This is a genomic window from Paenibacillus sanguinis 2301083 = DSM 16941, assembly GCF_000374825.1.
GTDB classification, from domain to species: Bacteria; Bacillota; Bacilli; order Paenibacillales; family Paenibacillaceae; genus Fontibacillus; species Fontibacillus sanguinis.
Map to the genome: position 1 here is coordinate 36,929 of NZ_KB895381.1, position 24,806 is coordinate 61,734.

The 24,806-nt window shown below is 45.0% G+C and carries 25 protein-coding genes; 20 read left to right on the forward strand and 5 right to left on the reverse strand.

All coding sequences use genetic code 11. From position 1 onward, the window contains the following. Nucleotides 1-188: 188 nt before the first annotated feature. Together C557_RS0111035 and C557_RS0111040 are read right to left on the reverse strand one after the other, a co-directional pair. A complete protein-coding gene (locus C557_RS0111035) occupies nt 189-1,130 on the reverse strand; it encodes an NADP-dependent oxidoreductase (protein WP_205621614.1) in 942 nt (313 codons plus the stop codon). A gap of 38 nt (nt 1,131-1,168) precedes the next feature. Continuing rightward, on the reverse strand, nt 1,169-1,636 hold the full coding sequence (locus C557_RS0111040) for a MarR family winged helix-turn-helix transcriptional regulator (RefSeq protein ID WP_018751923.1): 468 nt from the start codon (nt 1,634-1,636) through the stop codon (nt 1,169-1,171). A 200-nt stretch (nt 1,637-1,836) separates the two neighbouring features. Here C557_RS0111040 and C557_RS0111045 point away from each other — a divergent pair, with 200 nt between their 5' ends. From C557_RS0111045 to C557_RS0111080, 8 genes are all read left to right on the forward strand, one after another. Then, nucleotides 1,837-2,214 carry a MerR family transcriptional regulator gene (locus C557_RS0111045; RefSeq protein WP_018751924.1) on the forward strand — a complete coding sequence of 126 codons (378 nt, stop codon included), beginning with the start codon at nt 1,837-1,839 and terminating at the stop codon, nt 2,212-2,214. Between the two features lie 296 nt (nt 2,215-2,510). Then, nucleotides 2,511-3,254, forward strand: a complete 744-nt coding sequence (locus C557_RS0111050) for an SDR family oxidoreductase (RefSeq protein ID WP_018751925.1) — start codon at nt 2,511-2,513, stop codon at nt 3,252-3,254. Between the two features lie 320 nt (nt 3,255-3,574). Continuing rightward, nucleotides 3,575-4,096: a MarR family transcriptional regulator gene (locus C557_RS0111055; protein ID WP_018751926.1), complete on the forward strand. Its 522-nt coding sequence runs from the start codon at nt 3,575-3,577 to the stop codon at nt 4,094-4,096. Further along, entirely contained in the window at nt 4,077-4,856 is a 780-nt protein-coding gene (gene sufC, locus C557_RS0111060) for a Fe-S cluster assembly ATPase SufC (RefSeq protein ID WP_018751927.1), read from the forward strand. The genes C557_RS0111055 and sufC overlap by 20 nt, the downstream gene beginning before the upstream one ends. A gap of 45 nt (nt 4,857-4,901) precedes the next feature. Beyond that, the gene (gene sufD / locus C557_RS0111065) at nt 4,902-6,185 is read left to right on the forward strand and encodes a Fe-S cluster assembly protein SufD (RefSeq protein WP_018751928.1); all 1,284 of its coding nucleotides are present in this window, start codon (nt 4,902-4,904) and stop codon (nt 6,183-6,185) included. Between the two features lie 60 nt (nt 6,186-6,245). Continuing rightward, on the forward strand, nt 6,246-7,643 hold the full coding sequence (sufB, locus tag C557_RS0111070) for a Fe-S cluster assembly protein SufB (RefSeq protein ID WP_018751929.1): 1,398 nt from the start codon (nt 6,246-6,248) through the stop codon (nt 7,641-7,643). Between the two features lie 54 nt (nt 7,644-7,697). Further along, nucleotides 7,698-7,910 (forward strand): hypothetical protein, encoded by a 213-nt coding sequence (locus C557_RS0111075; RefSeq protein WP_026263417.1) that lies wholly within the window; start codon nt 7,698-7,700, stop codon nt 7,908-7,910. A 50-nt stretch (nt 7,911-7,960) separates the two neighbouring features. Then, nucleotides 7,961-8,200, forward strand: a complete 240-nt coding sequence (locus C557_RS0111080; RefSeq protein ID WP_018751931.1) for a NifU family protein — start codon at nt 7,961-7,963, stop codon at nt 8,198-8,200. A gap of 147 nt (nt 8,201-8,347) precedes the next feature. Here the strand turns inward: C557_RS0111080 and C557_RS0111085 are convergent, their stop codons facing one another. Beyond that, nucleotides 8,348-8,695, reverse strand: a complete 348-nt coding sequence (locus tag C557_RS0111085) for a hypothetical protein (RefSeq protein ID WP_026263418.1) — start codon at nt 8,693-8,695, stop codon at nt 8,348-8,350. A gap of 416 nt (nt 8,696-9,111) precedes the next feature. Here C557_RS0111085 and C557_RS0111090 point away from each other — a divergent pair, with 416 nt between their 5' ends. From C557_RS0111090 to C557_RS0111115, 6 genes are all read left to right on the forward strand, one after another. Beyond that, nucleotides 9,112-10,002, forward strand: coding sequence for a metal ABC transporter solute-binding protein, Zn/Mn family (locus C557_RS0111090; protein ID WP_083930132.1), 891 nt, complete (start codon nt 9,112-9,114; stop codon nt 10,000-10,002). Nucleotides 10,003-10,007: 5 nt separating this feature from the next. Beyond that, entirely contained in the window at nt 10,008-10,745 is a 738-nt protein-coding gene (locus C557_RS0111095; RefSeq protein WP_018751934.1) for a metal ABC transporter ATP-binding protein, read from the forward strand. Next, nucleotides 10,742-11,662: a metal ABC transporter permease gene (locus C557_RS0111100; protein WP_018751935.1), complete on the forward strand. Its 921-nt coding sequence runs from the start codon at nt 10,742-10,744 to the stop codon at nt 11,660-11,662. Before C557_RS0111095 ends, C557_RS0111100 begins: the two co-directional genes overlap by 4 nt. A 2-nt stretch (nt 11,663-11,664) precedes the next feature. After that, nucleotides 11,665-12,540 (forward strand): metal ABC transporter permease, encoded by an 876-nt coding sequence (locus C557_RS0111105; protein ID WP_018751936.1) that lies wholly within the window; start codon nt 11,665-11,667, stop codon nt 12,538-12,540. Nucleotides 12,541-12,555: 15 nt separating this feature from the next. Further along, complete coding sequence (mntR, locus tag C557_RS0111110; protein WP_018751937.1) at nt 12,556-12,975, forward strand: transcriptional regulator MntR; 420 nt, start codon at nt 12,556-12,558, stop codon at nt 12,973-12,975. Nucleotides 12,976-13,178: 203 nt separating this feature from the next. Continuing rightward, nucleotides 13,179-13,928: an SDR family NAD(P)-dependent oxidoreductase gene (locus C557_RS0111115; RefSeq protein WP_018751938.1), complete on the forward strand. Its 750-nt coding sequence runs from the start codon at nt 13,179-13,181 to the stop codon at nt 13,926-13,928. Between the two features lie 136 nt (nt 13,929-14,064). On the opposite strand, the gene C557_RS0111120 is transcribed toward C557_RS0111115, so the two are convergent. Then, nucleotides 14,065-14,727, reverse strand: a complete 663-nt coding sequence (locus C557_RS0111120; protein ID WP_018751939.1) for a TetR/AcrR family transcriptional regulator — start codon at nt 14,725-14,727, stop codon at nt 14,065-14,067. Between the two features lie 243 nt (nt 14,728-14,970). Here C557_RS0111120 and C557_RS0111125 point away from each other — a divergent pair, with 243 nt between their 5' ends. Continuing rightward, the gene (locus tag C557_RS0111125) at nt 14,971-16,458 is read left to right on the forward strand and encodes an NAD-dependent epimerase/dehydratase family protein (protein ID WP_018751940.1); all 1,488 of its coding nucleotides are present in this window, start codon (nt 14,971-14,973) and stop codon (nt 16,456-16,458) included. A 116-nt stretch (nt 16,459-16,574) separates the two neighbouring features. Beyond that, the gene (locus C557_RS0111135; RefSeq protein ID WP_026263419.1) at nt 16,575-17,708 is read left to right on the forward strand and encodes an NADH-dependent flavin oxidoreductase; all 1,134 of its coding nucleotides are present in this window, start codon (nt 16,575-16,577) and stop codon (nt 17,706-17,708) included. 162 nt (nt 17,709-17,870) lie between these two features. Here C557_RS0111135 and C557_RS0111140 read toward each other — a convergent pair whose 3' ends face one another. Then, nucleotides 17,871-18,941 (reverse strand): AraC family transcriptional regulator, encoded by a 1,071-nt coding sequence (locus C557_RS0111140; protein ID WP_018751942.1) that lies wholly within the window; start codon nt 18,939-18,941, stop codon nt 17,871-17,873. Nucleotides 18,942-19,460: 519 nt separating this feature from the next. Here C557_RS0111140 and C557_RS0111145 point away from each other — a divergent pair. From C557_RS0111145 to C557_RS0111160, 4 genes are read left to right on the forward strand one after another with little or no spacing between them, the layout of a single operon-like run. Further along, a complete protein-coding gene (locus tag C557_RS0111145; RefSeq protein ID WP_018751943.1) occupies nt 19,461-20,870 on the forward strand; it encodes an MFS transporter in 1,410 nt (469 codons plus the stop codon). A 57-nt stretch (nt 20,871-20,927) separates the two neighbouring features. Further along, nucleotides 20,928-21,779 (forward strand): SGNH/GDSL hydrolase family protein, encoded by an 852-nt coding sequence (locus tag C557_RS0111150; protein ID WP_018751944.1) that lies wholly within the window; start codon nt 20,928-20,930, stop codon nt 21,777-21,779. A gap of 48 nt (nt 21,780-21,827) precedes the next feature. After that, nucleotides 21,828-23,345 (forward strand): sialate O-acetylesterase, encoded by a 1,518-nt coding sequence (locus tag C557_RS0111155; RefSeq protein WP_169338223.1) that lies wholly within the window; start codon nt 21,828-21,830, stop codon nt 23,343-23,345. Nucleotides 23,346-23,381: 36 nt separating this feature from the next. Then, nucleotides 23,382-24,803, forward strand: coding sequence for a family 43 glycosylhydrolase (locus tag C557_RS0111160; protein WP_018751946.1), 1,422 nt, complete (start codon nt 23,382-23,384; stop codon nt 24,801-24,803). Nucleotides 24,804-24,806: the final 3 nt, after the last annotated feature.

The window sequence follows — 24,806 nt, forward strand, 5'->3', positions numbered from 1 at the left end:
CGGTGGGACAATAGCTCGTCCATCAGGGCTTTCATACGTACGCTGCGAAAGTTGGTTGTGTGGTAACTCCCATTCTACAAGAAAAGGTGATTTTTTTGTATGCTTTTTAACCAAATTTCAACTCATGAAAAACGGGACTGCCTGAGAGTCAATTTTACTGACTTTTCCGACAGCCCCTTGTTCTATTGCTAAATGGAGTTAACGCTCAGTAAAATTCGTCCCCGTCCATGTCTGGCTTCACTTTTCTCCAGTGCCTTATCCGCTTGGTTGAGGGGGAAGATGGAATCAATTTGGGCTTTGATCTGGCCGTTGGCTATCAGATTCGTCAGGCTCTGCAAGTCTTCCCGGGTAGGGAATTTCGTGTTGAATTTAGCTGTAACGCCATGTATTTCAGCTTGTTCCTGGGAGGGGTCCTGGGTTATAGAGACGAAGATGCCCCCCTTTTTCATGACGGACCAGGATCTGTCTTCTATCTCGCCTCCAACAGCATCAACAACCAGGTCTACGTCCTTTGCGACCTCTTCAAATTTTGTTGTGGTATAATCAATGACCTGATCGGCCCCCAAGGACTTGACGAAATCCAAGTTGGAGGTCGAAGCGGTGGCGATGACGTGGGCCCCCTTCCATTTGGCCAATTGTACTGCAAACTGTCCGACACCGCCTGCTGCGGCATGAAGGAGGACGGTCTGCCCGGGCTGGAGTTCACCCTCGGTGAACAAGACTTTCCAGGCGGTTTCCGCTCCAGCTTTAATCGTTGCGGCTTCCTCAAAGGTGAGATGCTCCGGCATCGCCAGCAGCTCTTGCTCCTTCGCAATACCGTATTCTGCATAAGCTGCGTTGATACTGCCAAAAACGCGATCCCCTGGCTTGAACTCCGTTATGCTTTGCCCCACCTCTTCCACAACTCCAGAAGCATAGAAACCAGGGATGTAGGGGAAGCTTACCGGAAATACACTTTGCAGCCAGCCATTGCGAATTTTATAGTCAAGCGGGATAACGGCTGCATATACAATGCGTACCAGCACTTCATCTGCTTGCGGTTGAGGACGCTCAACCGTTTGAACCTGCATCACTGCTGGACCGCCATATTCGTTAACCAGAATTGCTTGCATCGTCTTTTTAGACATCATTTTCTCTCCTCTAATCATTTTTTAGTGGTTATTTTTCTTTAGTTCTCCAAAGCTTGGGCTATTTTTTTGGACAAGGCGACAAACAATGCGCTTTCTTCCTCATTTAGATTTTTCGTTGTGAACTCTTCCACCTTGCGCCAAGCCTGGTTGACTTTAGCTTCAATTTCACGCCCGGCTTGGGTAAGTGATACGATAGTCACTCGTTTATCGTCTTCGGAACGACTGCAGGTGACGAGACCGGAGGCTTCCAGACGGCGAACAGATTTCGCTATGGTCGAATGATCAAGACGCAATAATTTTGTGAGACTATTCTGAGACTGCTTATCCCGATGCCATAACTGCATCAGCACCAGCTCCTGACCCGGGTATAAGCCTGCTTCGCGGAGCAGTTGGCCTGCAAGGCGATGATGGGAACGGGCCAGACCAAATATAGAAAAGCTAACGGGAAAATCAGTGACTGCACGAATTTCATCCGACATGGATTCTTTATTGTCAGGGTCCTTCAATCGATGAACTCCTCTCTACTTATTATGTGGTCGTCAACATATCGACACGCTTAGATTAACACGATAATATGTGGCCGTCAACATAAAATAATTAAAAGTTGAAATACCCCCCTTTTTGTTAGGCGGTGAATTGCATATTGAACAGAGCTTGAGCTATGCAGTAAACTCTAAGTTAATAGGCTTGACTGGAGGAGAAGGAAATGTCCACAATTAAAGAAATTTCAGAGCAAACCGGGATTTCCCCATATACGTTGCGATTTTATGAGCGTGAGGGAATTCTGCCGTGCGTCAAGCGCGATTCAAGCGGCAATCGATTGTATGACGAAGAGAGCATGGAATGGCTGAATTTTATCCTGGCGCTGCGAGCAACGGGCATGCCGCTTTCCGAAATCAGGAGATATGTAGAGTTGTACCAGGAGGGAGAGAGCACACTTGATATCCGCAAACAAATGATGCTGAGGCATAAGGAAAAAGTGGAGAAGGATCTCTCGGAAACGATTAAACATTTAGAGCAAATCAATTATAAGCTGGCGCTTTATGATATGCAGGGAAAGGGATTGGGCAAGATGCTGCCCTAGATCTCTTTGTTTGCAATAATTCACACCAATATGAAGGGCGTTTCCAATCCGGGGACGTCCTTTTTAATGCTTACTTTCATATCTGAATTAGAGTTAACTCTAATATGAATACGCATTGTTGCTGCCTACTTATTGCCGTCCACTGCTGAAATTTCTGCAAAAACGGCGGATTTATCAGGGTTTTTCCTGGATAAATGAAACAAATTACGAAGGCTTGACTTATAGATTACTGTAATTGATAACCTGTAATCAAGCCAACGATAAGTGGCTGATCAAAAAACAAAGGGGATGTACACATGGATACAAAGGTAGCAATCATTACAGGTGCAAGTAGCGGAATGGGGGCGGCTACGGCTAAGCTCCTCGCCCAAAATAACATTAAAGTCATGCTGGCGGCTCGCCGGGAAAATCGGTTGCAGCAGCTGCAAGCAGAGATTCGCAACGCTGGAGGCGAAGCAAGCTACAAGGTGACGGATGTTACTTCGCGTGCTGACATGGAGGCTTTGGCGGATGAGACCATAAAGGTCTATGGGCAAATTGACATTTTGATCAATAATGCAGGGATCATGCCCCTTTCCTTCTTCAAACATTTGAAGGTTGACGAATGGGACAGAATGATCGATGTGAATATTAAGGGCGTCCTCTATGGGATGGCGGCAGTGTACAAGCATATGGAAGAACGGAATGAGGGACATATTATTAATTTTTCCTCGATTGCAGGACATATTATCTTTCCTTCAAGCTCTGTTTATAGTGCGACCAAGCATGCTGTACGAATCTTGACCGAGGGGATGCGAACGGAATTGGAAGCCTCGCAAAATATCCGGACGACGCTTATTTCCCCGGGTGCGGTGGAGACTGAGCTGTACGATACAATAACGGACAATTCGATTTATGCGGCCTTGGAGAAACTAGGCAGCAAGGAGTGGAGTCAGCTTGATCCAAGCGATATTGCGAGAACCATTCTGTTTGCCATTCAGCAGCCGACCAACGTCACCATTAATGAGCTGATTGTTCGCCCTACATCTCAAGGCTTATAAAATGGCCGTGTACGGATGCTATAACTTGTCCAACTAGTTTACAAGAAAATTTTTTGTGGAGGCTAGCCCTCCCGCTGATACTATCTATGATATTAGGCTCTTGGGATCCATCCCAGGGGCTTTTTTTATGATCAGGCATAGCCCTAATCATTATACGGTAGCATCCACAAATGATATTGATAATCAATATCATTTGTGTTACTATATTTTTGTTCAGTGGTGAACAAAAAATATAACAATCTAGTACCCGACACGGTCGAGGGGCTAGTTTGGAGCATGAAGCTGCTTTGTAACTACTCGGGAAAGGGGAGATTAAGCCATTGGAGTCTCAGTATCATTTTAAGCATCATCTTTATGAGCAATATATCAAAATACTGCATTTAAATGAATTGCATACTGAACATGAATTTAACTCGTTTCGGGAGCAAGCTAGAAAACAGCAGATTGACATGCTTTCCAACAATATTACTAGTGTACACGTCATTGATTGCATAGGTGATCATGAGCCAATCAATCATACAGGGATTGTGAAAAAAATGGATTTGTCCAAAGCAAGTATTACAAATATTAGTTCAAAGCTGCTGGAAACGGGCTTTATTCAAAGAAGTCAGTTGAATAACAATCGCAAGGAGATTTATTTTAGCTTAACGGATAAGGGCAGGTATGTTTATGATTTGCATAAAAAGCTGCATGAAGAAAGGGTAGAAGAATTTTACCGATTTTTTGAATCCTATTCAGAGGCTGAGCTGCAGATCATCGGGAAATTTATGAGTGATTTGTTGGCGCGTGCCGAGGAAAATTACAGAAGGGAAGTATGGGAGAATGACGACGCTGAAGATTGAGGAATTGAGAGCCCAGATTGAAGGGAAAGAGATTTTAAAAGGGCTCACGCTGGAAATCCATGGTGGAGAGATTCATGCGATTATGGGTCCTAACGGGACGGGGAAAAGTACATTGGCTTCGGCTTTAATGGGCCATCCCAAATATGAGGTTACTGACGGCAAGGTGACATTGGATCATGAAGACCTTCTGGAGATGGAGGTGGATGAGCGCGCTCGGGCAGGCTTGTTCCTCGCGATGCAATACCCGAGTGAAATTGCCGGCGTAACGAACTCGGACTTTCTGAGAAGTGCCATTAATGCACGACGCGAAGAAGGCGAGGAGATATCCCTAATCCGGTTTGTTCGTGCCATGGAGAGCAAGATGAAGGGGCTGGAGATGAATCCTGAATTCGCGCATCGTTATTTAAATGAGGGCTTTTCCGGTGGTGAAAAAAAACGGAATGAGATTTTGCAAATGATGCTGCTTGAACCCAAATTTGTGATTCTGGATGAAGTAGATTCCGGGCTTGATATTGATGCCCTGCGTATTGTGGCCAATGGTGTAAATGAGATGCGCAGCCAGGATCGAGGCTTTTTAATCATTACTCATTATCAACGTCTGTTAAATTATATTACCCCGGATTTTGTGCATGTCATGATGCAAGGCCGGATTGTCAAATCTGGAGGCCCGGAGCTTGCCCACCGCCTAGAGGCTGAAGGGTACGATTGGGTGAAGGAGGAGCTTGGGATTACGGATGAGGCAGTAGTTGAGGAAGTTTAAAAGCTGAGGGGGAAAAAGCAAGTGGGGACACAAGCAATAAGTTTAATGGATGTGAACACGCTGCGCGCTTGGTCAAGTGCAAAGGACGAACCTCATTGGTTGCTTGAACGCCGGGTTCATGCACTTGGGCTGGCAGGGACGCTGGAGCTGCCGAAGGTGGAGAAAATCAAACTTGAAAAATGGGATATCTACGAAAGTGGAGCTTACAAGGCTGAACATGCCTGGTCCGGTATGGATGAGGCGCCGGAGGTTGTTCAAGGCCTGGTTGCTTCACCAGTGCAAGGCGGATTGATCGTTCAGTTCAATTCGGATGTAGTGTACACGGAATTGTGTGCTGATTTAGCCGCACAGGGAGTGATTTTAACTGATCTGCATACTGCGGCGAGAGAACACGGGAATTTGGTTCAGCGGTATCTCTTTCAGTCCGTAAAGCCGGAAGAACACAAATTGTCTGCTGTGCACAGTGCCTTATGGAGTGGCGGGATTTTTCTATATGTTCCAGACGGTATCGAGGTTGAGGTTCCCATTCAAGCGATCTTTTATAGCGATACGAGCGGGGCGCTTTTTGCTCCTCATATCTTGATTGTGACTGGCAACAACAGCAAGGTCAGCTATGTGGATCATTGTATATCGAGTAGAGATGATATCAAGGTTTTGCATGATGGTGTGGTAGAGGTGTTTGCCGGGGCAGGCTCCAGGGTGCAGGTCGCTTCTGTTCATCAGCTTGCTGCCGCAACAACCGACTTCACCCAGCGGCGGGCGATTGTGCTTGCGGATGGAGGGGTAGAATGGATTGTCGGCGAGATGAATAATGGCTATACCGCCAGTGATACCAAGACATTACTCCAGGGCAACGGATCCATCTCTGACGCCAAGGTGATTGCGATAGGGTCCGGAGCTCAGAAATTGAGCTGTACTACGCAAGCCCAGCATTTTGGCAGAAGCTCGGTCAGCCAAATGATTACGCGTGCAGTTATGCGTGAAGAAGCTACGGCGATTATTAACGGAATTACAAAAATTGAAAAAGGCGCCACTCATTGTGATGGTCAGCAAACAGAACGTGTACTGATGTTAAGTCCAAATGCGCGCGGTGATGCCAATCCGATCCTGTTGATCGATGAGGATGATGTAACCGCCGGTCATGCTGCCTCCGTAGGGCAAGTCAATGCGGAACAAGTCTATTATCTAATGTCGCGCGGGATCACGCGAAGTGAAGCCGAATATCTGGTTATTTTCGGATTCCTTGCTCCTGTCATCTCGGAGATCCCGTTGGAGGGAGTGCGCAGCCGCCTGCAGGATGTAGTGGAGAAAAAGCTTGGCAGATCATAGATCATAGGGAACCAGAGCCGATCCAAGCGAGTCTTATGAAGGTTAAAAGGAGCGATAACAATGGCCAAAAAAGCGCCGGATATGGGTGAATATAAATATGGGTTTCGCGATGAGCACCAATCTGTTTTTCAATCTGGAAAAGGTCTGACTGAAGAGATTGTCCGGGAAATTTCCCGCATCAAGGAGGAGCCGGAGTGGATGCTCGATTTTCGGCTGAAAGCCTTGAAGCAATTTTACAAAATGCCGATGCCTAAGTGGGGAGCGGATTTGTCCGGACTAGATCTTGATAATATCCAGTATTACGTTCGCCCTTCTGAAAAACAGGGAAAGACCTGGGAGGAGGTTCCCTCCGAGATTAAAGCAACCTTTGACAAGCTGGGGATTCCTGAAGCGGAGCAAAAGTTTCTGGCAGGCGTATCCGCTCAATACGAGTCGGAAGTCGTCTATCACAGTATGCGGGAGGAGCTGGAGGCTCAGGGCGTTATTTTCCTGGATACGGATACTGCTCTAAAGCAATATCCTGAAGTGTTCAAGCAATACTTTGGAACGATCATCCCGCCCGCTGACAATAAATTTGCGGCGCTTAACAGTGCGGTTTGGTCAGGCGGCAGCTTTGTATACGTCCCGAAGGGTGTTCAGTGTGAGGTTCCTATCCAAGGATATTTTCGGATTAATTCTGAAAATATGGGCCAATTCGAGCGGACATTAATTATTGCCGAAGAGGGCAGCTTTATCCATTATGTTGAAGGCTGCACAGCGCCTATTTATAGCACGAGTTCTTTGCACAGCGGAGTGATTGAAATTATTTGCCGGAAAGATTCCCGTGTTCGTTACACGACGATTCAGAATTGGGCTCCCAATATCTACAACCTGGTAACCCAAAGGGCTGTGGCAGAGGAAAATGCCACCATGGAATGGGTGGACGGCAACATCGGCTCCAAGATAACGATGAAGTATCCGGCCGTAATATTGAAAGGAAGGGGAGCCAAGGGGTCCGTCCTTTCAATTGCCGTAGCCGGTAAAGATCAGCATCAGGATGCTGGCGCGAAGGTGATTCACCTTGCTCCCGAGACCACATCTACGATTATTTCCAAATCCATCAGCAAGCAGGGGGGCAAAGTAAACTATCGTGGATTGTCCAGCTTCAGCCGTGATTCCGCAGGGTCGAAGTCCAATATTAAGTGTGATACGTTGATTTTGGACAATCTGTCAACCTCAGATACGATTCCGTACAATGAAATTAAGAACGATCAGATTACTTTGGAGCACGAGGCTACCGTATCTAAGGTATCAGAGGAGCAATTATTTTACTTGATGAGCCGTGGACTTACGGAACAGGACGCTACGCAAATGATTGTCATGGGCTTTATTGAGCCGTTTACCAAAGAATTGCCCATGGAATATGCTGTTGAAATGAATCGTCTGATTCAATTTGAAATGGAAGGAAGCATCGGTTAATTCATCAATTAATGATCAAGCTTTTTACTTTTAAGAGGCATGGGGTATGTTTTAATGAAGAAAAAAAACTCGGATATCTCAGAATTAGAGCAAATTACGCGAGAGAAAAAGAAGGTTCAGTTCTACCTTAATATGATGTTAGGACTCGGGGCAAGTTGTGGTGTGGTGATACCTACGGATCCTATTTATTCGATTTTAATGGAACTTTCGGCTCAAGAAGCCTCACTTATACAAAAAGCCAAGGAGCAATCAGACCGTTCGGAATGAAACAGGGATGAATTAAATGTTAGGTAAAACACGGAGAGGAGTTTAGTATTATGGAGAATAATGAGGTTTTATTTGAAGAAGTATCGGAAGTGCTTTTCAAACTACGTCCTTTCTTATTGCGTGATGGTGGTGATGCCGAATTGGTCGAGGTTGAGAACGGTATCGCGAAATTAAGATTTTTGGGGGCTTGCAACGGTTGTCCCAGTGCGACGATTACTTTGAAGGCTGCTATTGAACGCGCAATTCTTGAAGAGATTGAAGATATTAAAGAGGTTGTACAGGTATTCTAAATTTCTTTTCACCAAAGCCATTGCACATATATAAATCCTTAACCCTATGCGGGCAACTAAATATCCTCCCAAAATGAATTCATGAAATCAACTTTTCCCATTCATTTTAGGGGGATTTTATTTGTGCTTTTAAGTATAAAAAATCATCTATTTCTGTTTAACTAATATAACCCCAGTTATGATGACAATGAGGCCAACCCATGTTTTCCAGGAAGGGGTCTCCTTCATGAACCAATAACCCATCCAAATTGAAATCAGTACTTCGATACATTTTGCAATGATAAGTACATAGCCTAATTGATCCACGGCCTTCATCCCGAACTTAATACCGTATCCAACACTTAAATTGGCAGCGAGAAAGAGTGGAAGCATCATGAGCTGGAATTTGAAAGTTGACCAGAAATGCGGGTCAATATGTTTGCTCTGATAAGAAAAAATAATATTGATACAAGTGAGACCAACAAACATGAGTGCAAAACTAATCAAGTACATCATAACACCCCTGGGAAAGTAGTAGGATTAATGTTTACTTAATCCAACATTTTTATCCGCAGGCATTTTTGTGTTCCGTTTGAGGATCAATAAAATCTCCATATGGCTCAAAGGCAGACTTTGATTTTCTTTGCCGGATTGGTTGCAAAATGGTTTAAAAGAAAAAATTTTTCCCATAGGAAAAATAAAAGATATTGTTATTCTATCTAGAAATCCAATAATTTTCAATGGCGAGTTAATAAAAAGTGTTGACAAGATAAAAGAATAAAATTAAGTTATACCTAACTAAAAGTTTTGCCTTAGGTAAAAACTATTGGTACAAAATAAAATTGTTTGGGAGGAGAACGACAGTGGAGCATGTACGATTAAAGTCTAAAGGGATTATCTTGGGGGTTTGTTTATTAGCTTTTGCTATTTGGATGGCGGGGTGTAGCACTAAGGAAAAGTTGGATGAGACAGCAAGCGGGGAGAAGCTAAACGTTGTGACAACTATTGCACAGATCGCAGAACCTATCTCTGTTATCGGAGGAGACCGAGTGACTGTACAAAGCTTGATGGGACCCGGGGTTGACCCGCACTTGTACAATGCGACGCAAGGTGATATCGGTAAGCTGGAGAAAGGGGATGTGATTTTCTACAGCGGACTTCATCTGGAAGCCAATATGCTTAAAGTATTCGAGGAAATTGGAAAAACACGACCGGTGCTTGCCATTAGCGAGTCGATTCCGGCAGAGCAACTGCTGAAGGATGAGGGTGGGGCAATTGATCCGCACGTCTGGTTTGATATTGACCTGTGGAAACAATCGCTGACTGCGGCAACTGATGAATTGAAAAAAGCTGCGCCTGCAGATGCCGATTACTTTGAAGCCAACAAGCAAGAGTATTTTAAAAAGCTGGATGAGCTTAAGGCGGATGCTAAATCCAAATTGTCGCAAATTCCGAAAGAAAAGCGCGTGTTGATCACAGCGCATGACGCGTTTGGCTATTTTGGCCGCATGCATGATATCGAAGTGGTTGGCCTGCAAGGATTAAGTACGGAGGATGAGGTTGGCTTATCCGATATTGACGACACAGTAGAACTCTTGGTGAAATATCAGGTGCCTGCCGTGTTCGTGGAAAGCAGCATTAATCCGGCTTCTATCAATGCGGTAATTGAAGGAGCCAAGAAGCAAGGACTGGATGTACAGGTTGGCGGTGAATTGTACTCTGATGCGATGGGAGACGAGAGTACACCGGAAGGTACATACCTAGGCATGTACGCTCATAATGTGAATACCATTCATCAGGCTTTAAGTGCAAAAGGAGAGTGAGCGGCGTGCTTCCAGTTCTAAGTGTTGAAGGACTATCTGCTTCTTACCGTAAGAACAAGGTACTGGACAATGTGGTGTTTGATGTCCAGCCAGGAACGATGACAAGTATTGTGGGGCCTAATGGTGCAGGGAAATCAACCTTACTTAAAGTCATACTTGAGTTGCATCCACGTTTAGCTGGGAAGGTTGCGTTCTTTGGGTCTTCCTATCAGAAAGTGAAATCACGAATTGGCTATGTTCCGCAACGCGGCTCCGTGGATTGGGATTTTCCTACTAATGCACTTGATGTTGTGTTAATGGGGCTGTATGGGAAAATAGGCTGGCTAAAACTGCCAAAACGCTTGCACCGTGAAAAAGCGATGGAAGCCTTGGCGGAGATGGGGATGGCAGATTATGCTTCGCGCCAAATCAGCCAGCTCTCAGGTGGTCAACAGCAGCGAGTCTTTTTGGCCCGCGCACTCGTTATGGACGCGGAGTTGTACTTTCTCGATGAGCCGCTTGCGGGTGTGGATGCGGCAACGGAACGCGCTATTATGAAGACGCTCAATTTGCTGAAAAGCCAGGGAAGAACGGTGCTGGTTGTCCATCATGATTTACAGACGGTTGAGGATTATTTTGACCATGTACTGCTTTTAAACCGAACTGTGATTGCACATGGCCCGACGGCAGAGACCTTTACAGAAAACAACATTCATCGAACTTACGGGGGAACGCTGCGCTGGAGGGGAGCGAAGTCGGTATGATGCTGGGATTGTCGCAAAACGCTCAATGGGTGTTGCTTAGCACCTTGATTTTGGGAACGGCCGCCGGTATTATCGGTTGCTTCGCCTACTGGAAGCGGCAAAGTCTAATGAGTGATGCATTATCTCATGCTGCGTTGCCAGGCGTTATTATCGGGTTTGTCATTCTTGGCGAAAAAAATCTACCCTTGATGATTGCTGGTGCCGCAGTTAGTGCATTATTTGGGGCTCTGCTCATCCATTGGATACGTTCCTCAAGTCGCGTCAAGGAAGATGCGGCGATGGGCATCATTTTGTCCGTCTTCTTCGGCCTTGGCATCATGCTGCTTACCTTTGTCAATCGTATGGCCGGAGCTAGTCAGAGCGGATTGGATAGCTTTATCTATGGCCAAGCAGCTTCAATGGTGGGCAAAGACGTATGGCTTATGTCGGGATTGGCTTTACTTGTTTTGTTTATTTCTGTTATTGCCTTTAAGGAATGGAAGCTGTTTTTGTTTGATTCGGCATTTGGTAAGGGATTGGGGTTGTCGAGTCGGTGGATGAACAGCCTGTATATGTTTTGCCTGGTACTGGTGATTGTCATAGGCATTCAAGCCGTAGGGGTTATTCTCATGGCGGCGCTTCTGATTACACCCGCTGTTAGCGCAAGGTACTGGACGAACTCCTTCAAGTGGATGATGGTGCTGTCCGCTGTGTTTGGAGGCAGCTCGGGTGTCATCGGCACCTTGCTGAGCGCCTACGGAAAGGGATGGCCAACCGGTCCATTTATTGTGATTGCTGCAGCTTCCCTATTCGTTGTTTCATTAGCACTCGGTATTCGTAAAGGTTTGCTTGTCATCGGAATTCAGCAATACCGGCAACGAAAGCTGCTTAAAGAGCTCCCCGTTCATGGGAGCGGTGCGTTGGAAAGGGGGAACTAAGCATGAGCTATGCCGGTTGGATTATACTTACCGCCTCGCTGGTTGGAGTCTCATGTGGACTGATCGGTTCTCTGCTTATTCTGCGCAGAATGGCAATGATGGCGGATGCGATTAGCCATACTGTATTACTTGGTATTGTGATTGCGTTCTTGATTACGCGCGAATTGAGCGGTATTCACATGTTGATTGGCGCTATTGCTGCCGGGTTATTGACAGCGATTTTAGTTCAGTGGTTTCATTCGCTTGGCGTACAGCAGGAAGCTTCCATTGGTGTGGTATTTACTTCTTTATTTGCCATAGGGGTTGTATTAATTGCAACCAAAGTAGGAAATGCACACCTGGATGTCAAGCACACCTTGATGGGAGAAATTACATTTATCCCTTGGGAAAAAATGAGCTTGCCTTGGATCGGCGAAATTCCAGAAGCGGTCTTCATTTTATCAATTGTACTTATTATTGTCCTGATCGCAATTATTGGGTTTTACAAGGAATGGAAAATCACTTCGTTTGATCCTGCACTCGCTGCGAGTATTGGTATTCCAGTTGTACTCATGCACTATGTGTTTATGGGACTTGTTTCAGTAACAACGGTCGCGGCTTTTGATGCAGTTGGTGCGATTATGGTTGTGGCTATGCTGATTACGCCAGCGGCAGCGGCTTATCTATGGACTGACCGGCTTGCCGTTATGATGGTTTTGAGTGGTATTTTTGGCATTGTCGCAGCTATTTCCGGATATTTTATTGCCGTTTGGTTGGATACCTCTATCTCCGGATCTATGGCTTTTTCCACGGGTCTTGTATTCATGATCAGCTTCATAGCTTCGCCTAAGCATGGCATTGTGGCAAGGTGGATGAGACCCAATTTGAAATCACTATAATCAGGAGGGAACGAGATGACAACGCCGGGCATGGAAGATCATTTAGAGCGAATCTATCTGCTATCACTCGAAAAAGGCTATACCCGAGTATCTGATGTGGCCGTTGCGTTGTCTGTCCAACCTTCATCAGCTTCCAAGATGGCGCAAAAGCTGGGGGAATCCGGCTATATCGAATACGAGAAATATGGCCGGATATCTTTAACCGGGAAGGGAAGGAAAGTTGGCAAACAACTGCTCGACAGGCATCTGTTGCTAGAGCGGTTTTTACGACAAATTGGTGTACCTGAACAACAAATCGCGGATGAAGTTGAACAACTTGAGCACCATATTAGCTGGAATACTCTGGAATTGCTTCGAAGTTTAGTGCATGACCTGGAGGAGGTGCAGGAATCATCCAGAGATAATTATCACAGAAAACAATCAGCAAGGTATTGACTTAAAACGTTATAGTCCTTATTTAATCCCTCGTTACATAGAGATCATTTCCTTCCACAACATAAGCGTTCCCCAAAATAAACCGAGTTGAGCAGCGGCTTCAAAGTCATGAAACCGTTTGCTAAACACGGTTTTTTCAGTTATTCTAAAAATGTGATAGTCAAATTATTGAATTAAAAAATTTTAATAATTGAGGTGTTCTTATGAGACTTGCTGACAAAGTCGCGATCATTACCGGAGCCGCGGGAGGCATGGGGAGAGCGGATGCACTGCTGTTCGCCAAAGAGGGCGCAAAACTGGCCATTACGGACATGCAGGAAGACAAACTTCAAGAGGTTGTGCGCGAGATCAAGGAATATGGCGGCGAAGTGATCGGCTTCAAGCAAAACGTGGTTTCCGAAGAGGATTGGATTCGCGTCGTAAGCGAAACGGTTGCGAAATTCGGTAAAATCGATATCCTGGTCAACAATGCGGGGGTGTCCGACTCGACGCCGTTTCTGGATCAGACCGTCGAAAACTGGGAGAAGATTATGAAGATCAATGTGACGAGTGTTTTCCTCGGTCAGAAGCATGTTATTCCTTATATGATCGAGTCAGGGGGCGGTTCGATTATAAACATCTCATCGATTGCTGGGTTAACCGGCGGCAGCGGAACGGGCCCCTATACCGCAAGCAAAGGCGCCGTCCGCTTGCTGACCAAGGCGACGGCTGTGGACTACGGCAAGCATAATATTCGGGCGAATTCCATCCACCCTGGCTTCATCGAGACTCCGATGACGGTCGATTTGTTCAAGGACGAGAGCATGCGGCAATGGTTCCTGTCCCAAACGCCGATTCCGCGGCTGGGCAAAGCGCAGGATATTGCTAATGGCGTTCTGTTCTTAGCATCGGATGAGTCTTCCTACATTACGGGCATCGAGTTGCCTATTGACGGCGGTTACTACGCGAAATAATCAATCCAAGAACAAGCGATTGCGCCCCGTGCAGCCAAGGTCTTAGCGCTCAGCCCATCTCATAGTGCACAGTGTATAGTAAAAAACGAACAGAGGGCAAACCAACCCTCTGCTCGTTTTTTTCGTACTTTCTACTTTATGGTTTGTGTTTCGGTTTCAAGTACTCCATAAACACATTTTTTAGAATTATGAATTGTTTGGAGTCGTCCACAAATGTTTGTAGCTCAGTGGTATCGTGAATCATAGCCATTTTTTGAGAAAAATGACCAAATGTATTCATCATAGTAAGTAAAGTATCGACGATGTCGATATCCGAGCGGATCGTTCCATCACGCACTCCCAGCTTGCCAAGTTCAGAAAGCAGCTCCTGCATTTGCGCGTAAACGGTTTGAAAATGCTCAATATCTTCCACGGGTGAGCCGACCATCGCAATATAACCTTCAAAGGCTTCAATCAATTTGGAATGCCTTTGATGGAGATCGTCTTCATAGAAGTTCAATGCGTCAAACAGCCTGCCAAGCTTCTCGTAACAGCTTCCTTCACTGTACACGATGTCGGCGAAAACCTCTTTTTGGGCACAGACGATCTCCGACGCGACGGCTACGATCAACTTTTCTTTTTTGGAGAAGTAGCGGAATACTGTAGCGATACCAAGGCTGCATTCATGGGCGATGTCCTGCATGGTAGAATTTTCAAAGCCCTTTTCCCAGAATACTTTTTGGGCGGCCTGGATAATACTCCGCCTGCGTAATTCCCTTGTGGTGATCCGTTCCTGTTCCAATCTGAGTTTCGGTTGCATGGCGAGCTCCTTTCTCTTGAGTCGGAATTTAAAGCCCCAATATTAAGATTAGGCAATCCTATCAAAGTTCATGGAGCCTGTCAATTTGAGAACAATGAGTGAAATTTGCAAGTATTTCGCATGAGTGATAGTATAACTATCAAGTTGATATTTATCATATCAAAGAAAGCAAATAACGTCAGCGAATTTACGTTTTGCGACTATGGAGCTATAAAAGACGGGAAGAGAGAGGTGTCATTATTAATGGGGAAGAAAAAAACGATTTTTTTGACAGGGGCATCCGGAAACATGGGGCAGGAAGGGTTAAAGCAACTGCTTGAAAGGCGGGATAGGTTCAACATTGTTACGCTGGTCCTGCCAACCGCCAAAGACAAGGAAATCATGGCGAAATACGAAAAAGAGCCGGGACTTAGGATTATTTGGGGGGATTTGACCCATTACAATGACGTTTTAAAATGCGTGACGGGTGCAGATTACGTTCTTCACGTGGGCGGTATGGTATCTCCTGCGGCAGATTACAAGCCTAAGTTAACAACAAAGGTAAATATAGGGGCTGTTGAGAACATTTTGAAGGCCATTAAGGCGCAACCGGAACCGGATCACATCAAACTGGTTTATATAGGAACTATCGCCATGACGGGAGACCGCAATCCGCCTATCCACTGGGGAAGAACGGGCGACCCGATCAAAATCAGCATTTATGACAATTATGCGATCACCAAAACGATTGCCGAACGGATGATCGTCGAGTCGGGCTTGAAATACTGGGTATCCTTACGGCAAACCGGGGTATTATTCGGCGGTCTTTTACATGGAATGGATCCGATTATGTTTCACGAGCCGGTAAATGGTGTCTTTGAGTGGGTTACGGCCAGTGATTCTGGCCGGATGCTGGCGAACGTTTGTGAGGAGGACGTCCCCGAAGAGTTCTGGAGAAGATTTTACAATATCGGCGGTGGGGAGAAGTTTAGAACGGTCAATTACGATTTTATGCAAAAAAGCTTTGGTGTCCTGGGGATTAAAGACTTTAGAAAGGCTGTCGATCTCAACTGGTTTGCGACTCGGAATTTCCATGGACAATGGTACGAGGACTCGGACGTGTTGGAGAATTATCTACACTTTAGAAGTGGATCGATGGATGAGTTTTTGGAGGATTTGAAAAAGAATGCGCCATTTAAGTTGAAACTGGCCAAATTTGTCCCTTCGTTTGTCTTGAAAAAGCTTGTCATGGAGCCTGTGGCCAAAAAAGAAATGGGCACCCTCTACTGGATCAATCATAATGTGCAGGATCGCATTACGTCTTTCTTCGGCTCCAAAGAGGAATGGGCGAAGATTCCTTCATGGGAAAATTATAGCTATCCGAAGCCTTCCCTCACTCCCAGACGCCTGAATCACGGATATGACGAGAACAAGCCCAAGGAGGAGCTGGATCTTTCAGATATGATTGAGGCGGCAAAATTCAGAGGAGGCGAATGCAAATCGTCATCCATGAAAAAAGGAGACCTCTTCACAAAGCTGAGTTGGCGCTGTGCGTTCGGACACGAATTCGAGGCGAGTCCAACCCTCGTATTGCTTGGCGGGCACTGGTGCCCTCATTGCCTGCCATCTCCATGGAACTACGATGAGGAAGCAAAGCGCAACCCGTTTTTTGCTCAAGTGTGGGATCCGCTACATGACAAGAACGAAAACAATTATTACGATGAGCGCATTTTTGACGGACTGGAGAACTAACAAAAATCTATAACTTTGCTGCTGAATTTGCTGCAAAATATTCCGGGCTGGAGCTTTTTCCTGCTGGAAGAAATTGATCTCAAAATGACCGAATACACTTGAAATGAGGTTGAACAGTGAATACGAAATATAACCGTTTATTTGAACCCTTCACGCTAAAAAATGGAGTGACACTCAAAAATAGAATGATTATGGCTCCAATGACAACTTGGTCCAGTAATGATGATTACACGGTATCGGATGAAGAAGTGAAATATTACAAAAAAAGAGCTGCCGGAGTAGGGCTTGTTATTACGGGGTGTACTCATGTCCAGCCCAATGGCATAGGTTTTACGAATGAATTCGCAGCGTATGACGATAAATTTATTCCGAGTTTACGCAAATTAGCTGAAGCTGCAAAAAGCGGCGGGTCGCCTGCATTGCTTCAGATTTTCCATGCGGGCAATAAAGCGCTGCCTGCTTTAACTCCGGAGGGTGAGGTGGTTAGCTCCAGCGCTGTAGAAACTGAAGCTTCTGCATTTGCTCCATCCATTTTGTCAAGAGCACTTACACATAAGGAAATTTTAGAGGTGATTCAGGCGTTTGGAGAAACAACAAGACGAGCTATTGAAGCTGGCTTTGATGGTGTTGAAATTCATGGCGCACATGGATTTTTACTTCAGAACTTCGTTTCTCCTTTTTTCAATCGGCGTGAGGATGAGTGGGGCGGTTCTCTGGAAAATCGTTTGAGCTTCTCGCTTGCGGTCGTTCAGGAAATTCAAAATGTAATTAAAAAGCATGCCCAAAAACCATTCATATTAGGATACAGATTTTCTCCTGAGGAACATATAGAAGGCGGATTGAGAATGAAGGACACCTGCGAGCTAATCGATCGTCTTATTGAAGCAGACATTGATTATGTCCACGCTTCGTTGGCTAGTGCTCTTTCCTCAAAGCCGGTCGATAACCAGAGTGAAAAAACATATCTGGAATTAATTGTTGATCATGTCAATGACCGGGTCCCGGTCATTGCAGCTGGCTCCATGGTGACCCCGGACGATGTTAAAGCAGCTCTGGATAAAGGGATATCTCTGGCAGCGATTGGCCATGCATTAATCATGAATCCAAATTGGGTGGAACTGGTTAAGGATGGAGAAGAAGCTGGAATTAAAACATCACTAAATCGGTCCAAAGTAAGTGATCTTGAACTTCCGGAGAAGCTTTGGACATTAGTTCAGGCTTCCGGACCATGGTTCAATATCACGGATTAATTATGTGTGTGCTTTCATAATCGCCGATTATACGCCGGGAAAAATGCATTGTACAACGTTCATTCTTGAGCGTTATAATTTTTCGCGGCGTATGATCCTTTTCAAGAATGACCTCATCAGCTAAACGGATCCACTAACGATTGCCACCTTAACAGAAAATGCTTATTTGGACTCTTGATTTTGCAGCCTGTACTTAGAAGGAGATACCCCTATTTTTTCCTTAAACACCCTGCTCATATGGGAAGCATCCGAGAAGCCTGTATGCTCCGCGATATGCTCTAATTTTAAGTTGGATTCAATTAAATATACTTTTACCTTGCTAAGCTTGATCTCCATAAGGAGCGTTGAGAAATTGCTTCCTGTCATCTGATTGATGATGCGACAGATGTACTGCTTGCTTAAATGCACATGATCGGCTGTAGAGGTGAGTGTGGCCGATCTAAAATTATTTGTTATATAATTCAATATTTTATTATAGTGTAGTTCCGTACTGGAAAATGAGACTGATGATTCTATATTCGCCACATTGTACCTCAGTAAAAAGCTGAACAACAACTGCAAATAACATTCCATGACGTTGTTCCGAATTTCATCTCCCCATAAATATTCAATATATAAAAGTAAAAATGTACGTTGGATATCAAGATTCACACCTGTATGAAAAAGAATATAGTGATTGTCAGTTTGATTTGAGAGCACGTTATTAAAAAAACTCGCTAAATGGAAGTTGTCATTAAATAATTCCAGAAACTTAGAACTGATGTATTTTCGTCGGATCATGATGTAAATACAGATGCTTCCATGGTCCATCGCGACGGAGTGGTTGACGTCCGGAGGCATAATAAGAAAATCTCCTTCTATAAGACTGAGTTTCTTATTTTCCAAATTCAGCACTCCGGATCCTTCATAGATATAAATACATTGAAAGTATTTATTTGAATGCATAAGATTCAGCGAGAAATTAATGTGCTTGCTGAGAGCAAGGTTGAGATCCGCCAGAATCAACAAATTTTCATCTAATTCCTTGTAACTGGAAATAGAGTGGGGGTCTGCTCCATAAAGTTGCGGCCAATACACACCCACCAGGTTATTTTTTTTAATATAATTGATATCCATATAATTTCGATAGGTTGAATATTCATCCAATGATAAGTTACCATCCGTATATTCTTTGTAGAATTCCTCCAGATTGGTTAAGGTATGCAAGATGTTGTTCATTTCTTCGATATTCATAAAAATCCCCCTGTACACTTCATATACCACAAGTTTGATCAAAGGTGATTTGATGTTTTACGTAAAAGTGTTGGTCTATAAAGTAACTTTACCTGTTTGTTTCGTATTATACAAATAGCTGGTTCGGTTGATGCATTTATTTCTCAATAACCTCCTGATAACCCAATTTTTTCACATTTAAGATGTGACAAAGGATGATTCGTAGATTTACGACTAACAAATGGTTAAGTGAGACTTCAGCCAAGAGGAGAACCATGACGGAGAAGAAAGCGGATACGACTCTAAGGCTATGTTTCATATTATACAAATGAAAGCGTTAACGATGTTCATGTATTTTAAGTTTATAAGTTATTACAATTAAAACATCCGGTAACGAAGTCTAGGGATGCCCAAGATCCTTTAGACAGTGGTTCTGGCGATGTTGTCGTTAACTTCAAGAAGACCATTAATATAATGGAGAAATTTTTTAACTGCTTTGAAAGCGATTGCACAAAAAAATAAGGTAAGGGGAAATTTACAATGATTGCTGAAAACGAGATAAAAGATGTACATTCAACTGAAACTTCAGATCAAATTCCATTGCAGCTTCGTAAAGGGCAGATGTTTGGTGATTCTCTTGGGATGGCTGGAAATACATTAATTGCTCTTATTTTTGCTTCTTTTACGATGTATTATTTAACGACGATTGTTCATTTAGATGGAATTATCTTGGGAACACTGGTATTGGTGGGATCCATTTTCGGCTCTGTAGCCAGCTTTATTACAGGGATCCTGATTGATAAATTAAATTCAAAATATGGCAAAGTAAGACCATGGCTATTGATATCTCTGGTGCCAATGGCGGGGGCTCTCCTTCTGTTGTTTTCCATTCCCGAGGGTTTAGCTACCTCGACCAAAATGGTATGGGCTGGTGCATGTATTATCTTTTTCAATATCGGTACTTCTATGTTTGGTTCAGCTTCGGGTTCTTTAATTCCCATGGCTACCCGAAACCCGGTCGAAGTAACTAAAATGGGCTCGGGACGTGCAATGGGCAATATGGTCGGAGCTATGGTCGTAAGCATGGGATATGTGCCGTTAGTAGGACTGGTAGGCGGGGATCAGAGGGCGTACTTTTTAGTAACCGCTACCATAATTATCATAGCGTCATTGCTCATAATCAACCAATTCCGAACTTCTCGCGAGAATGTCAAGAGCGTTAAAAAAATGGATGAAGCCGGAGTTGAACAGAAAGTCCCGTTTAAGGATGCCCTATTGTCCATTCTGAAAAATAATTACTTCCTCGTAGCTGCCCTGGTTCTGTTCGCATCAACGTTTATGCTTTCATTGAATAATGCAGCTACCGTCTACTATGCCCAATATGTCCTTGGGAATATTAATATGCAGAGCATCCTTTCCATGATAGGAGCCATCCCGGGGTTGATTATTTTTCCTCTTCTTCCCACCCTCGTGAAAAGATTGGGGACCCGGTGGGTCGTTGTCATCGGTACTCTGCTTGTGATTGTTGGCTGTGTCATTCGTTTAATGAGCCCAAGCAACATACCTCTTGCGATCGCGGGCTTCACGCTTTCCGGAGTAGGCTCTATTCCGCTAGCGGCTCTTATTACCGTTCTGGTGAACAGCACGATAGATTATGGAGAATGGAAAAGCGGCATTCGCTCGCCTGGTTTAATGATGAGCTTGGTGGGAATAGCTACCATGTTGGCGAGTTCACTAAGTGTTTCCAGTATAGGTTGGATTTTGGGGGCAACCGGTTATGACGGAGCAGCCGCGCAACAATCCGCTTCGGCCATGCAGGGCATACTTTCCATCAGTATTTATCTTCCGATTATTTTAGCGGGTCTGTCCTTTGTATGCATGCTGTTTTGGAGACTGGAAAAGAAACTTCCGCAAATTGTCAGTGAACTTAGAGCAAGAAATGGAGAATAATGATGTTCTACACTCACTGATTCAAGTGTGTATGGATATGGAGTAGGAGGCAAACTAATGAGAACTCAATTTGAGATGGACGAAGCTATAAAAAATAAATTTATTACATTGGCTATGAATAAAGCACCCGCACATTCGTTAAGACCAGAGCGATTCATGCGTAAAATGCTGAAGAATAAAGGGACTTTAGGGAAGTTCAGCCCCAATGGACTTGATGAGAAAGGATTAGAAAGAAGAAATCCGGTCATTGTTGCGCTGGGGGACAGTGTAACAGCAGGACATTTCGAGTGGACGATTGATCCGGCAGAGCTGTTCAAAGGCGCGGGAGAGGGAGCGACAGAGGATTCAACAGCTCCTCCTCACCTTTCCGGTCCCCTGGAAGTTACAGATGCCAGAGAGGTATACCACGAGCGGTTTCGTCTGAAGCTTATTGACAAGTATGAGGAGACCTCGGTTTCGGTTCTTAATGCAGGGATTGCCGGGGATGATCTTCTGGGAATGGAGCGCCGGCTCACCCGCGATGTTATTAACTGTCAGCCTGATCTTGTGTTGATCAATGGGAGCCTGAATTGGTCTGCGGACTTGTCGTTAACTGTCTTTGAGGAAACATTGCAACGTATTGTTAAGCGAATACAAGCAGAAACGGATGCCGATATTATTCTGATGACACCTAATGCGGAAGGACCTAGTCCATTTAATCCTGATGGCTCAACATTGCCTGAACGAGTTGAAATTGTTCGTAGAGTAGCGGCGGAGGAAGGAACCTGCTTGTGCGATACCTATGCCGTATGGACAGAGTTTCTCGCAATGGGGCATGATGTCACTCAAATGCTGGCCAACAAAATAAATCATCCCAGTATTGCCGGACATGAAGTATATGCTATCGAGCTCATGAAATTATTTGAATAGAGCGTTATGGAAATCTCTGAATCATATCGGAGAGGGGAGATGGGGATCGTGTTGAAAGCAGCCATGGTATTTGGCAACAATATGGTGTTACAGCGGCAGAAGAAAATTAATGTATGGGGGACCGGTTCACCCGGCCGCCCCATTTCCTGTATCCTGAAAGGGAAAAAAACAGAAGTTGTACACGGAGTAATCGAGAGTGATGGCAGTTGGATGCTAAGCTTGCCCCCCTTTGAAGCCGAGCGGGATGCAGAGCTGATCATAACCGATGGCTCGGAGACTTTATCATACAGCAATATTGGCATCGGCGAAGTTTGGCTGGCTGGCGGACAATCCAACATGGAATATTATCTCCGGTTTGATGCGGAGCGGGAAAGTGTTTTTGAGGGAGAAATGAATCCGGATATCCGTTTCTTTGATGCTCCGAAGGTATCGTTTGAAGGTCAGCTTGAAATGCATGATTACTCCAGATTTGGCTTTTGGAGAGGGTGTACCAAGGAGGATTTGCCTTACTTTTCTGCCGTAGGGTATTATTTTGCGGACAATCTGCACCAAGAGCTTGATATCCCTATCGGCATTGTGGGCTGCAGTTGGGGAGGGACGCCTGCCTGTGCATGGATGGATCCGGCTTATCTGGAGGATAACGAAGGCAAAGCGTGGCTTGAAGCCTATGAAGCAGCCATTAAAGACCTAGATGTGGAAGCGTATAAGACTGAATTCATCTCTAATCCTGTAACTGACCGTTCCGATCCATTTCGCGATGAAACGGCCAACAGGATGATGTTCCCGGGATTCTCACGGGAGGAACAGCTGGAATTCATTCAGAACATGTTGACTGGCGAGCAGCCGGGATTGAATTTGCCTCAGCCCGGACCTTATTGGGAGAATAGACCCGGAGGGCTGTATGAAACCATGCTGAAAAAGCTTGCGCCTTATACGGTTCGCGGAGTCATCTGGTATCAAGGGGAAAGCGATGAGGAAAAATCCGGGCTGTACGGCACCGTGTTCAGTAAGCTGATTGAATGCTGGCGGGATCTTTGGAGTGACAGGCTTCCATTTCTGTTCGTACAGCTTGCCCCCTTTGGAGAGTGGATGAAGAACCTTCCGGAGGTGCGCGAGCAGCAGGAGCTTGTAGCTAAAACAATCCCTGATACCTGGATGATTAGCTCCTCCGATGTGGGGATGGAGTGGGATATTCATCCAAAAGTCAAGAAACCGATCGGCACACGTCTAGCCTTACTGGCAAGAGGACATATTTATGGTGAGGAGCTTATGTGTGATCCGCCTGAATTTCTAAGCGCCGCCAGAGTTCCGGGAGGAATAGAAATTAACTTCCGGCATGCAGACGGCTTGCATGTGAAGGGCGATGCGGTGAATGCACTGTCCATCATTTATCCGGACGGAACAGAGTTGGCTCCGGCAGAGGCTGCAGTGGTCAAGGATCAGTTATGGATCAAAGGAGAGTTTCCAGAGCGGATCAAGATTTCTTTTGCGAGACGCGGATATTATGAAGTGAACGTTTACAATAAGCGAGACAATCCATTAAAGCCTTTTGAGGTCATCGTGTAGTCGCAGTATAATAACTTATTGGAGGCATGGTTGCATATGAAAAAGCAGGCGTACAATCCGTTTTTGCCAAGCTATGAATATATTCCGGATGGGGAACCCCATATATTTGGAGACAGAGTATACCTTTATGGTTCACACGACAGGTTTAATGGAACGGAATATTGCATGAACAGCTATGTGTGCTGGTCCGCACCGGTAGACAATTTGAGCGACTGGCAGTATGAAGGCGTAATTCTGGAAAAAGGCTTGGATCCGCTGGACCCGAAAGGGGACAAAATGTATTATGCGCCTGATGTTGCACAGGGGAAGGATGGCAGATATTATCTCTATTATTCGATCGAAGGCTCCTGCTGCATTTCAGTTGCTGTATGTGAGACTCCGGCGGGGAAATATAAATTCTATGGACATGTGCAGGATCAGACCGGCCATGCACTAGGTTCAGCGGTTGGAGATGCTTATCAGTTTGATCCAGGCATTTTCATAGATGACGATGGAAGGATCTTCCTCTATTCTGGAGGACATTCGTTATTTGCCGATGAAGACCAGGGACGTAAACGAGTTGGAGCCATGGTCATGGAATTAGAGGATGATATGATCACAATCAAGTCAGAGCCGAAAATCATCACCGACAACAAAGAGAAGGCTTTTGTGGAAAATCAATACTTTGAAGCTCCATCCATGCGTAAAGTCAATGGGCTGTATTATTTTATCTATTCTTCCTTTCCAAATGTACACAATCTCTGCTACGCTACCAGCGAATATCCGGATAAAGACTTCACGTACCGTGGTGTAATTATATCGAATGCCGACATATTTACAGACAGTGAAGAGCGAAATCAGGCTATGAGCTATTGCGGCAATAATCATGGAAGCATCATTCAGATCAAGGAGCAATGGTACATTTTCTATCACCGCCATTCCAACAGGAACGCTTTTAGCAGGCAAGCGTGCGCGGAAAAAATCTTCTTTCTTGAGGATGGAACCATCCAGCAGGCAGAGCTTACCTCTTGTGGATTAAATGACGGTCCTTTGGAGGGCATCGGCAGGTATGAAGCCCGGATTGCCTGTAATATGGCGAGTCAGTCGGGAGTGCCGCTGCTGGTGCTTACCTATGATGAGAGTCACCCTTATTTTACGCAGGAGGGTGAGGATAGAGAAGGGGACGGCAATCAATATATTGCAAATTTCCGGGATGGTGCGATCGCAGGCTACAAATACTTTCAGTTTGCCGAAGCGAATCGCTTCAGTATCACAATACGCGGAGAGGCATCCGGGACGATCCTGGTGACCCATGATGTAAACGGGGAAGCCTGTTCTTCTATTGACATTACAGCGTCAGAAGCCTGGAAGGGATATGAAGCCGTATTTCAGCCGAATCCAGGAAAACAGCCTTTATATATCACGTTTCATGGTACAGGAGCTATTGATATTCTTGAATTTGAATTTAAAGCAGTATAGGCT